This is a genomic window from Escherichia sp. E13S3 (assembly GCF_004212325.1).
Lineage (GTDB): Bacteria > Pseudomonadota > Gammaproteobacteria > Enterobacterales > Enterobacteriaceae > Escherichia.
Genome location: NZ_RHJR01000015.1, coordinates 134,286 through 145,468, shown reverse-complemented (window position 1 = coordinate 145,468; position 11,183 = coordinate 134,286). Strand labels below are relative to the sequence as shown.

Below are 11,183 nucleotides of genomic sequence, written 5' to 3'. Positions count from 1 at the left end.
ATTAAGGGGTGTTGTAAGGGGATGGCTGGCCTGATATAACTGCTGCGCGTTCGCACCTTGAAGGATTCAAGTGCGAGATAAATTATAAAGAGGAAGAGAAGAGTGAATAAATCTCAATTGATTGACAAGATTGCTGCAGGGGCTGATATCTCTAAAGCTGCGGCTGGCCGTGCGTTAGATGCTATTATTGCTTCCGTAACTGAATCCCTGAAAGAAGGGGATGATGTAGCACTGGTAGGTTTTGGTACTTTTGCCGTTAAAGAGCGTGCTGCCCGTACTGGTCGCAACCCGCAGACCGGTAAAGAGATCACCATCGCTGCAGCTAAAGTACCGAGCTTCCGTGCAGGTAAAGCACTGAAAGACGCGGTAAACTAAGTGTTGTCCCCATTGGGGATGTGACGAAGTTCAAGGGCGCATCTACTGATGTGCCTTTTTTATTTGTATTCCGTGACTTTCTGCGCATTGTGGGCTGACAATTGCCCCCGTTTCTTGTCACAATAGGCCTTTGCGCGCAGCGATAAGTTGCGTGAGGTATACAGTCATCTACAGCGGAGTGTTGTTACACCATGATGGACAGCTTACGCACGGCTGCAAACAGTCTCGTGCTCAAGATTATTTTCGGTATCATTATCGTGTCGTTCATATTGACCGGCGTGAGTGGTTACCTGATTGGCGGAGGCAATAACTACGCCGCAAAAGTGAATGACCAGGAAATCAGCCGTGGGCAGTTCGAGAACGCCTTCAACAGCGAGCGTAATCGCATGCAGCAACAGCTGGGCGATCAATACTCCGAGTTGGCGGCGAACGAAGGCTATATGAAAACCCTGCGTCAACAGGTGCTGAATCGTCTTATCGACGAGGCTCTACTGGATCAGTACGCTCGCGAACTGAAACTGGGTATCAGCGATGAGCAGGTCAAGCAGGCGATTTTCGCGACCCCGGCTTTCCAGGTTGACGGCAAGTTCGATAACAGCCGCTACAACGATATCCTCAACCGAATGGGAATGAGTGCCGATCAGTACGCGCAGGCGCTGCGTAACCAGCTCACCACCCAACAGCTGATTAATGGCGTTGCCGGCACCGACTTTATGCTGAAAGGTGAAACTGACGAACTGGCCGCGCTGGTCGCTCAACAACGTGTAGTGCGTGAAGCGACTATCGACGTTAATGCGCTGGCGGCTAAGCAAGCTGTGACCGAAGCAGAAATCGCCAGCTACTACGAGCAAAACAAAAACAATTTCATGACTCCGGAACAGTTCCGCGTGAGCTACATCAAGCTGGATGCCGCCACGATGCAGCAATCGGTTAGCGATGCGGATATCCAGAGCTACTACGATCAGCATCAGGATCAATTCACCCAGCCACAGCGCACGCGCTACAGCATCATCCAGACCAAAACTGAAGATGAAGCGAAAGCCGTACTTGATGCGCTGAACAAAGGCGGTGATTTTGCCGCGTTAGCAAAAGAAAAATCTGCCGATATTATCTCTGCCCGTAACGGCGGTGATATGGGTTGGTTAGAAGACGCCACCACTCCGGACGAGCTGAAAAATGCCGGTCTGAAAGAAAAAGGTCAGCTTTCTGGCGTGATCAAATCTTCGGTAGGTTTCCTGATCGTCCGTCTGGATGACATTCAGCCAGCAAAAGTGAAGTCGTTAGACGAAGTGCGTGACGACATCGCAGCGAAAGTGAAACACGAAAAAGCGCTGGATGCATACTACGCGCTGCAACAGAAAATAAGCGATGCAGCAAGCAACGACACTGAATCTCTGGCAGGTGCAGAGCAGGCAGCGGGCGTTAAAGCTACTCAGACTGGCTGGTTCAGCAAAGATAAGCTGCCGGAAGAGTTAAACTTCAAACCGGTGGCGGACGCTATCTTTAACGGCGGTCTGATTGGTGAAAACGGCGCACCGGGCATCAACTCTGACATCATCACCGTAGACGGCGATCGTGCATTCGTTCTGCGTATCAGTGAGCATAAACCGGAAGCGGTTAAACCGCTGGCAGATGTTCAGGAACAGGTTAAAGCAATGGTTCAGCACAACAAAGCTGAACAGCAAGCGAAAATCGATGCTGAAAAACTGCTGGTTGATCTGAAAGCGGGCAAAGGTGTGGAAGCTATGCAGGCTGCCGGTGTGAAATTTGGTGAGCCGAAAACCTTAAGCCGTTCTGGTCGTGACCCGATTAGCCTGGCGGCATTTGCACTGCCTCTGCCAGCGAAAGACAAACCGAGCTACGGTATGGCGACCGATATGCAGGGCAATGTCGTTCTGCTGGCGCTGGACGAAGTGAAACAAGGTTCAATGCCGGAAGAGCAGAAAGAAGCGATGGTGCAGGGTATTACCCAAAACAACGCACAAATCGTCTTTGAAGCTCTGATGAGTAACCTGCGTAAAGAGGCGAAAATCAAAATTGGCGATGCGCTGGAACAGCAATAATCCTGAAGCCGCCTCGCAAAAAAATGCTTTGCAGCTGTAACAAGAAAAGGTCGCTTTCGCGGCCTTTTCCATTTCTGAACATTGCCATTTGTTTACTGTTTTCACTGCCGTTAAGGTGATTCCACTGTTAACAAACAAGGAGAAAACAGTATGAAACACGGAATCAAAGCACTGCTCATTACCCTGTCCCTGGCCTGTGCCGGAATGTCTCACTGTGCGCTGGCGGCAGCTCCTGCGGCGAAACCTGCGGCGGTCGAAACCAAAGCGGAAGCCCCTGCGGCACAAAGCAAAGCGGCAGTACCGGCGAAAGCCAGTGATGAGGAAGGCACCAGAGTCAGCATTAATAATGCCAGCGCGGAAGAGCTAGCCCGCGCGATGAATGGCGTTGGCCTGAAGAAAGCGCAGGCGATTGTCAGTTATCGCGAAGAGTATGGCCCATTTAAAACGGTGGAGGATCTGAAGCAGGTGCCGGGGATGGGTAATTCGCTGGTGGAGCGTAATCTGGCGATATTAACCCTGTAATTAATTTGCATAGTGGCAATTTTTTGCCAGACTGAAGAGGTCATACCAGTTATGGCCTCTGTACTTATAACAACAACGTAAGGTTATTGCGCTATGCAAACACAAATCAAAGTTCGTGGATATCATCTCGACGTTTACCAGCACGTAAACAACGCCCGCTACCTTGAATTTCTCGAAGAAGCCCGCTGGGATGGACTGGAAAACAGCGACAGTTTTCAATGGATGACCGCCCATAACATCGCTTTCGTGGTGGTGAATATCAATATCAACTATCGCCGCCCGGCGGTATTAAGTGACTTGTTAACCATTACGAGCCAGTTACAGCAATTAAACGGTAAAAGCGGCATCTTAAGCCAGGTCATCACTCTGGAGCCGGAAGGGCAGGTGGTCGCGGATGCGCTTATCACGTTTGTCTGTATCGATCTTAAAACGCAGAAGGCTTTAGCTCTGGAAGGGGAGCTGCGCGAAAAGCTGGAGCAGATGGTTAAGTAAACATTTTGTTGTGCCGGATGCTCAAGCCGCATCCGGCAACACCCGGAATAATTACTTCAACCCTGTTTTCTGCTTCATCGCCGCCATCACAGCTGGTTTATCGGCCAGATAATGATTCAACCCATTACTACGCAGATTACATGCAGCACAATGACCGCAACCATCGCCTTTGATGCCGTTATAGCAGGTCAGTGTTTCGTTACGCACTAAATCCAGCTTGCCGTAATAATCCGCCAGCGCCCAGGTTTCCGCTTTATCAATCCACATCAGCGGCGTTTCAAAACGAATATCTTTCGCCATGCCCAAACTGACGGCATGGTTTAGTGCTTTCACAAATTCATCGCGGCAATCTGGGTAGCCGGAGAAATCTGTTTCGCAGACGCCGGTGATCACCGCTTCGGCTTTCACCTGATATGCGTAAATCGCCGCGAGCGTCAGGAACAAAATATTACGCCCTGGAACAAACGTATTCGGGATGCCATCGGCTTCAGGTTCATAATCTGGCACTGGAATGCTGTCACGCGTTAGACTGCTGACTGCCAGCTCGTTAAGCAGGGTGACATCCAGCACCTTATGCGCGCGTGCGCCCAGTTTCAGCGCCAGATCGCGCGCGACGTCGATCTCTGCGCGATGGCGCTGACCGTAATCAAACGTCACGCAATGGACTTCATCATATTGTTGTAATGCCTGTACCAGACAGGTGGTGGAATCCTGGCCTCCACTGAATACAACGACAGCACGTTTCATAAATCATCCTGCTAAATCGATAAAACGTTATGGTAACGCCTGCGGTTAACCCGGGCCAGCTCTTCATTGCGACGGTGCGGGTAGCCAGGCCTCGGTAAATTCAAACCAGCCGCGCGGTGTCAGTCGCACACCGTTCACGCCTGGCGGCGCACTAATGCGATAGTGATAGTTGAATAGCGGCGTCAGCGTCGCATCTGCCATTAACTGGCTAAACACTGTTTTCAGGGCATTAAATCGGCTTTCTTCGTCAGGCATTATTTGCACGGCATCCAGTGTCGATTGTAGATGTGCGTATGTACTGGCAGTAAAAACATGTGGCCACAGCGGATCGCAGCGCAGCCACTGTTCAAGGGTATATTCCGGCGCTTCGCCAATTAATCTGTCGCCCATCATGAGGTCTGCTTGCGCCAGTGGCGTGGCTCCATCCCAGTTTTTCGCGTTATGAAAAATAATCTTTAGCTCGCAACCTTCTGCTGCCAGCGTCGTTCGTAACTGTTCTGCCATCACATGAAGTTCCACCGGCAGGTGATAAACCAGCGTCAGCGTTTCAGGTAGTTTGACCTCATCCGGTACTTGCCATTGCGGAATAGTCCAGCCAGGCAGCAATGCATGACTGGCGGTGATCAGATTTTCTCCGACTTCTAACGTTTGTAGTAAACCGGATTGATGAATAATGGTGATCACTTTTCGTGCCTGCCAGAGAGTCAGTCGGGGGCTTTTGCGCAACGTTAAATAGCAAAAACCTAAACTGATGCCGCTACTGACCTGACTGACCCGTGGCAATTCCTCTGGTTTGCCGATGGTGATTTGGACGGGATGCCGACAACTCGTACCCAAATCTTTTTCAAAAAGCGGCGGGGTTATCCAGTACTCAACCGCTTTTAGTAGCGGATGACGTAAATGGTAATAATCATGGCTTTCGAGGCGCACCAGCTCCGGTGTGAATTGTGTTAAGCGGAAAGGTCCGGTTCCTACCAGTGGGAATTGCGGATGCGCCAGATGGCAGCAATAGCTCGCCAGCCGGTGCGCAAGCCAGTAATCGGGGCGATGTAAAAAGAAGGTCAGACACTGCGGATGGGGGACTTCAATACGCTGCACGCTAATAAATAACTGCCTCAGGGCAGGCAACTGTAGCAGCATCAGCAAGCGTTGATGTAGCTGTGTTGCTTTTACTGCATCACCGTTATGCCAGTGTAAGGTTGAGCGAAGATAAAAATCCCAGCGTAACCCGTCAGCAGACGTTTCCCAGTGATGCGCTAAATCGCCAATTGGGCGTTGGGAGTTATTGTCGAAACGGCTCAGGCCGGAAAAAATTTGCCCGGCGAGATGCTGTTCGGCTCGTCCGGCTAAAAAACCCGGTTGCAGTGGTTCGAGCGGGCGATAATAAGGAATACGCAATGTCGGGGTATCGTTTTGCCATTGCCCGCCCATAAACGGTTGTAACATGGTACGCAGTTCGCCAGGCGCCAGCTGCGCGAGTTCCAGCACATCCTGTTGTTTTCCACTTTCCAGCGCCTGTTCCATCATCGTATTGCGCAAGGATTCCGGCGTCACCAGAAAGCGCAGTTGCCCGCGTTTTCCGCGCCCGGATTGCGCCTGCCACTCCAGCCATCCCGCCTCCTGCGCCTGACGTAACAATGTGCGTACATGGCGTTCGCTGCAAAAGCAACGTTCTGCCAGTTCGCTGACGGTAACGGATTGTGGTGCTCCGGCGGAAGGTTGCCACAAACGTTGATACTGGTTAAGACGATTAAGCAGTCGCATATAAACCCGGAACAATATTTTTTATCTATTCACTATTACTTCCGTATATATCAAGTGATACTCAATCACCATTAACCGTGTCACAGAGTGGAGAAAGAAATGGCTCGTCTGGCAGCATTTGATATGGACGGCACTTTATTGATGCCTGACCATCATTTAGGTGAGAAAACTCTCTCTACTCTGGCGCGCCTGCGTGAACGCGATATTACCCTTACATTTGCTACGGGGCGTCATGCGTTGGAGATGCAGCATATTCTCGGGGCGCTATCGCTGGATGCGTATTTAATTACCGGCAACGGCACGCGTGTGCACTCTCTGGAAGGCGAACTTTTACATCGTGATGATTTACCTGCGGATGTGGCGGAGCTGGTGCTGTATCAGCAATGGGATACCCGAGCCAGCATGCATATCTTCAATGACGATGGTTGGTTTACCGGGAAAGAGATCCCTGCGCTGTTGCAGGCATTTGTCTATAGCGGTTTTCGTTATCAGATAATCGATGTCAAAAAAATGCCACTCGGCAGCGTCACCAAGATCTGTTTCTGTGGCGATCACGACGATCTTGCACGCTTGCAGATCCAACTACACGAAGCTTTAGGTAAGCATGCACATTTGTGTTTTTCCGCGACTGATTGCCTGGAAGTGCTGCCGGTGGGCTGCAATAAAGGCGCTGCGTTGACGGTGCTGACCCAACATTTAGGTTTTTCGCTGCGTGACTGTATGGCCTTTGGTGACGCGATGAATGATCGCGAAATGTTAGGCAGCGTCGGTAAGGGCTTCATTATGGGTAATGCGATGCCGCAATTGCGCGCGGAACTCCCTCATTTACCGGTGATTGGACACTGCCGTAATCAGGCTGTCTCTCACTTTTTGACGCACTGGCTGGATAATCCACATCTACCTTATTCCCCCGAATAACGAGATCCCTTCCAGCACCGGGCAACTGCCCGGTTTTTTTTTGCCCCGAATTTGTCATTTTGTGCATTCTCTGTGAAATCGCACGGAATAAATTGTCGCTATTTGGCCTTTAAAATAGAATAAAAAGAGAAAATAATTCTCTGTGGATTGGCTATGTTAGATAAAATTGACCGTAAGCTGCTGGCCTTATTACAGCAGGATTGCACCCTTTCTTTGCAGGCACTGGCAGAAGCCGTTAATCTGACAACTACGCCTTGCTGGAAGCGTCTGAAACGGTTGGAAGATGACGGTATTCTTATCGGCAAAGTCGCGTTGCTGGATCCGGAAAAAATTGGCCTGGGTCTGACGGCTTTTGTGCTGATTAAAACGCAGCATCACAGCAGTGAATGGTATTGTCGCTTTGTTACGGTCGTCACGGAAATGCCGGAAGTTCTCGGTTTCTGGCGCATGGCCGGTGAATACGATTATCTGATGCGGGTCCAGGTTGCTGATATGAAGCGCTACGATGAGTTTTATAAGCGTCTGGTTAACAGTGTGCCAGGGCTTTCGGACGTCACTTCCAGCTTCGCGATGGAACAGATTAAGTACACTACCTCGTTACCTATCGAATAATTCTCCAGGATCAGGTCAGGACATAACGCGTGCGATTATTTGCTCAACTAAGCTGGTATTTCCGCCGGGAATGGCGCCGCTATCTCGGGGCTGTCGCCTTGCTTGTCATTATTGCGATTCTGCAACTGATCCCGCCAAAAGTCGTTGGTATTGTTGTCGATGGCGTGACAGAAAAACACTTTACTACCGGGCAGATCCTGATGTGGATCGCCACCATGGTGTTGATTGCAGTCGTGGTTTATCTCCTGCGCTACGTCTGGCGCGTGCTACTGTTCGGCGCGTCTTATCAACTGGCTGTTGAACTGCGTGAAGACTATTACCGCCAGCTAAGCCGCCAGCATCCAGAGTTTTATCTACGTCATCGCACGGGCGACCTTATGGCCCGTGCGACAAATGACGTCGATCGTGTGGTATTTGCCGCCGGTGAAGGGGTGCTAACGCTGGTGGATTCGCTGGTGATGGGTTGCGCAGTGCTGATAATGATGTCAACGCAGATTAGCTGGCAGTTAACTTTAATAGCGCTGTTGCCGATGCCAGTGATGGCAATCATGATTAAACGTAATGGCGATGCGTTGCATGAACGCTTTAAGCTGGCACAAGCCGCCTTTTCCAGCCTTAACGATCGTACCCAGGAGAGTCTGACCAGTATTCGCATGATTAAATCCTTTGGTCTGGAGGATCGCCAGTCTGCACTGTTCGCCGCAGATGCCGAAGATACCGGTAAGAAAAACATGCGAGTAGCGCGCATTGATGCTCGTTTCGATCCGACCATTTATATCGCGATTGGCATGGCGAATTTATTGGCGATTGGCGGTGGTAGTTGGATGGTCGTGCAGGGCAGCTTAACGTTGGGCCAGCTCACCAGTTTTATGATGTACCTTGGTTTGATGATTTGGCCGATGCTGGCGCTGGCGTGGATGTTTAACATTGTGGAGCGCGGCAGCGCGGCGTATAGCCGAATTCGTACCATGCTGGCCGAAGCGCCAGTCGTTATCGATGGTAAAGATAAAGTGCCAGAAGGTCGTGGTGAACTGGAGGTGAATATTCGCCAGTTTACCTATCCTCAAACACATCACCCTGCGCTCGAGAACATCAGTTTTGCGCTGAAACCGGGTCAGATGCTGGGAATTTGTGGGCCGACTGGCTCCGGCAAAAGTACTGTGCTGTCATTAATTCAACGTCATTTTGATGTCACCGAGGGTGATATCCGTTTTCATGATATTCCTTTGACGCAGTTGCAACTCGACAGCTGGCGTAGCCGCCTGGCGGTAGTTAGCCAGACACCGTTCCTTTTTTCTGACACGGTTGCTAATAACATCGCGCTGGGTTGCCCGAATGCCACCCAGCAAGAGATTGAACACGTAGCGCGGTTAGCCAGCGTGCATGACGATATTTTGCGTCTGCCGCAAGGTTACGACACAGAAGTGGGCGAGCGCGGCGTGATGCTTTCCGGCGGGCAAAAACAGCGAATCTCCATTGCCAGGGCATTGCTGGTGAATGCGGAAATCCTCATTCTTGACGATGCTCTATCGGCGGTAGATGGTCGCACGGAATACCAGATTCTCCATAACCTGCGCCAGTGGGGGCAGGGGAGAACGGTAATTATCAGCGCTCATCGCCTTTCTGCCCTGACCGAAGCGAGTGAAATTATTGTGATGCAGCATGGGCATATTGCCCAGCGCGGCGATCATGATGTGCTGGCGCAGCAAAGCGGCTGGTATCGCGATATGTATCGCTATCAACAACTGGAAGCGGCGCTCAACGATGCTCCGGAAAATCATGAGGAGGCCGTTGATGCGTAGTTTTAGCCAACTCTGGCCGACTCTGAAGCGCCTGTTAGCTTACGGTTCACCATGGCGTAAACCGCTGGGTATCGCAGTGTTGATGATGTGGGTGGCAGCGGCGGCAGAAGTGAGCTGCCCGCTGCTCGTCAGTTACTTTATCGACAATATGGTGGCGAAAAATAATCTACCGCTGAAAATGGTTGTCGGGCTGGCAGCGGCATATGTCGTACTGCAACTGTTTGCCGCCGGGCTACATTACGCGCAGTCGCTGTTGTTTAATCGGGCGGCAGTAGGCGTAGTGCAACAGTTGCGTACCGACGTGATGGATGCGGCACTGCGCCAACCGTTGAGTGAGTTTGATACTCAGCCGGTCGGGCAGGTGATTTCCCGCGTTACCAATGATACTGAAGTTATCCGCGATCTCTACGTTACCGTGGTCGCGACCGTTTTGCGTAGTGCCGCCCTGGTAGGGGCGATGCTGGTAGCGATGTTCAGTCTCGACTGGCGAATGGCGCTGGTAGCGATAATGATATTCCCGGTTGTGCTGGTGGTGATGGTGATATACCAGCGTTACAGTACGCCGATTGTCCGCCGTGTACGCGCCTATCTGGCTGATATCAACGACGGCTTTAACGAAGTTATTAACGGCATGAGCGTCATCCAGCAGTTCCGCCAGCAGGCGCGATTTGGCGAACGTATGGGCGAAGCCAGCCGTTCACACTATATGGCGCGAATGCAAACGCTACGGCTGGACGGCTTTTTACTGCGTCCCCTGCTGAGTCTGTTTTCATCGCTCATTCTTTGTGGCTTGTTGATGCTGTTTGGCTTCTCCGCTAGCGGCACTATTGAAGTGGGCGTGTTGTATGCGTTTATCAGCTATCTTGGGCGACTTAACGAACCCTTAATCGAACTGACCACGCAACAGGCGATGCTGCAACAGGCTGTTGTTGCTGGCGAACGTGTGTTTGAGCTGATGGACGGTCCGCGCCAGCAATATGGCAATGATGATCGCCCGTTACAGAGCGGCACTATCGAAGTCGATAACGTGTCATTTGCTTATCGCGATGACAATCTGGTGCTGAAAAATATTAATCTTGCCGTTCCTTCGCGCAGCTTTGTGGCGTTGGTGGGGCATACCGGTAGCGGAAAAAGTACCCTGGCAAGTTTGCTGATGGGCTATTACCCACTAACAGAAGGTGAGATTCGCCTTGATGGACGTCCGTTAAGTTCGCTCAGTCATAGCGCGCTGCGTCAGGGCGTGGCGATGGTGCAGCAAGATCCGGTGGTGCTGGCGGATACTTTCCTTGCCAATGTGACGCTGGGACGTGATATTTCCGAAGAGCGCGTCTGGCAGGCGCTGGAAACGGTACAACTGGCGGAACTCGCGCGTAGCATGAGCGACGGTATTAATACGCCGCTGGGCGAGCAGGGGAATAATCTCTCAGTCGGGCAAAAGCAACTGCTGGCACTGGCACGCGTGCTGGTGGAGACGCCGCAAATCCTGATCCTTGATGAGGCAACCGCCAGCATTGACTCCGGTACTGAACAGGCGATTCAACATGCTCTGGCGGCGGTGCGTGAACATACTACGCTGGTGGTGATTGCTCACCGCTTATCAACTATTGTTGATGCCGACACCATTCTGGTGCTTCATCGTGGTCAGGCTGTGGAACAGGGTACTCACCAGCAACTGCTGGCCGCCCAGGGGCGCTACTGGCAGATGTATCAACTGCAACTTGCGGGCGAAGAGCTGGCAGCCAGCGTGCGTGAAGATGAATCTCTGAGCGCCTGATTAGCGCATAATTTCATCGGTGGTGCAAAAATGTAACGCACTGTGCACTGTCATAGTGCGTTTTTATTTTCAATCTTCTTAACTTCCTGCTCTCTTTCTCGTTTTTCATTTCTG

Annotated in this window: 10 protein-coding genes; 8 read left to right on the top strand and 2 right to left on the bottom strand. The window is 51.4% G+C overall.

Features of this window, described 5'->3' with window-relative positions:
* Window positions 1-84 precede the first annotated feature (84 nt).
* From hupB to fadM, 4 genes are all read left to right on the top strand, one after another.
* The gene (gene hupB / locus D9597_RS15250) at window positions 85-375 is read left to right on the top strand and encodes a nucleoid-associated protein HU-beta (protein ID WP_254892905.1); all 291 of its coding nucleotides are present in this window, start codon (window positions 85-87) and stop codon (window positions 373-375) included.
* Window positions 376-566: 191 nt separating this feature from the next.
* Window positions 567-2,438: a peptidylprolyl isomerase gene (gene ppiD, locus D9597_RS15245; RefSeq protein WP_130223221.1), complete on the top strand. Its 1,872-nt coding sequence runs from the start codon at window positions 567-569 to the stop codon at window positions 2,436-2,438.
* A 150-nt stretch (window positions 2,439-2,588) separates the two neighbouring features.
* On the top strand, window positions 2,589-2,960 hold the full coding sequence (locus tag D9597_RS15240; RefSeq protein WP_130223219.1) for a helix-hairpin-helix domain-containing protein: 372 nt from the start codon (window positions 2,589-2,591) through the stop codon (window positions 2,958-2,960).
* A gap of 93 nt (window positions 2,961-3,053) precedes the next feature.
* Window positions 3,054-3,452 carry a long-chain acyl-CoA thioesterase FadM gene (gene fadM / locus D9597_RS15235; protein ID WP_001194534.1) on the top strand — a complete coding sequence of 133 codons (399 nt, stop codon included), beginning with the start codon at window positions 3,054-3,056 and terminating at the stop codon, window positions 3,450-3,452.
* A 51-nt stretch (window positions 3,453-3,503) separates the two neighbouring features.
* Here fadM and queC read toward each other — a convergent pair whose 3' ends face one another.
* Both queC and D9597_RS15225 read right to left on the bottom strand, forming a co-directional pair.
* Window positions 3,504-4,199, bottom strand: coding sequence for a 7-cyano-7-deazaguanine synthase QueC (gene queC, locus D9597_RS15230; RefSeq protein ID WP_130223217.1), 696 nt, complete (start codon window positions 4,197-4,199; stop codon window positions 3,504-3,506).
* A 63-nt stretch (window positions 4,200-4,262) separates the two neighbouring features.
* A complete protein-coding gene (locus D9597_RS15225; RefSeq protein ID WP_130223215.1) occupies window positions 4,263-5,963 on the bottom strand; it encodes an SgrR family transcriptional regulator in 1,701 nt (566 codons plus the stop codon).
* 99 nt (window positions 5,964-6,062) lie between these two features.
* On the opposite strand from D9597_RS15225, the gene cof reads away from it, so the two are divergent.
* From cof to D9597_RS15205, 4 genes are all read left to right on the top strand, one after another.
* Window positions 6,063-6,881 carry an HMP-PP phosphatase gene (gene cof, locus D9597_RS15220; RefSeq protein ID WP_130223213.1) on the top strand — a complete coding sequence of 273 codons (819 nt, stop codon included), beginning with the start codon at window positions 6,063-6,065 and terminating at the stop codon, window positions 6,879-6,881.
* A 153-nt stretch (window positions 6,882-7,034) separates the two neighbouring features.
* A complete protein-coding gene (gene decR / locus D9597_RS15215) occupies window positions 7,035-7,493 on the top strand; it encodes a DNA-binding transcriptional regulator DecR (RefSeq protein ID WP_000884589.1) in 459 nt (152 codons plus the stop codon).
* 29 nt (window positions 7,494-7,522) lie between these two features.
* Window positions 7,523-9,295: a SmdA family multidrug ABC transporter permease/ATP-binding protein gene (locus tag D9597_RS15210; RefSeq protein ID WP_130223211.1), complete on the top strand. Its 1,773-nt coding sequence runs from the start codon at window positions 7,523-7,525 to the stop codon at window positions 9,293-9,295.
* Window positions 9,288-11,069: a SmdB family multidrug efflux ABC transporter permease/ATP-binding protein gene (locus D9597_RS15205; RefSeq protein ID WP_130223209.1), complete on the top strand. Its 1,782-nt coding sequence runs from the start codon at window positions 9,288-9,290 to the stop codon at window positions 11,067-11,069. The genes D9597_RS15210 and D9597_RS15205 overlap by 8 nt, the downstream gene beginning before the upstream one ends.
* Window positions 11,070-11,183 lie beyond the last annotated feature (114 nt).

Excerpts from the sequence above, each read along its gene's own strand:
- ppiD (WP_130223221.1), top strand. The coding sequence starts at position 567 with ATGATGGACAGCTTACGCACGGCTGCAAACAGTCTCGTGCTCAAGATT.
- D9597_RS15240 (WP_130223219.1), top strand. The coding sequence starts at position 2,589 with ATGAAACACGGAATCAAAGCACTGCTCATTACCCTGTCCCTGGCCTGT.
- fadM (WP_001194534.1), top strand. The coding sequence starts at position 3,054 with ATGCAAACACAAATCAAAGTTCGTGGATATCATCTCGACGTTTACCAG.
- queC (WP_130223217.1), bottom strand. The coding sequence starts at position 4,199 with ATGAAACGTGCTGTCGTTGTATTCAGTGGAGGCCAGGATTCCACCACC.
- D9597_RS15225 (WP_130223215.1), bottom strand. The coding sequence starts at position 5,963 with ATGCGACTGCTTAATCGTCTTAACCAGTATCAACGTTTGTGGCAACCT.
- cof (WP_130223213.1), top strand. The coding sequence starts at position 6,063 with ATGGCTCGTCTGGCAGCATTTGATATGGACGGCACTTTATTGATGCCT.
- decR (WP_000884589.1), top strand. The coding sequence starts at position 7,035 with ATGTTAGATAAAATTGACCGTAAGCTGCTGGCCTTATTACAGCAGGAT.
- D9597_RS15205 (WP_130223209.1), top strand. The coding sequence starts at position 9,288 with ATGCGTAGTTTTAGCCAACTCTGGCCGACTCTGAAGCGCCTGTTAGCT.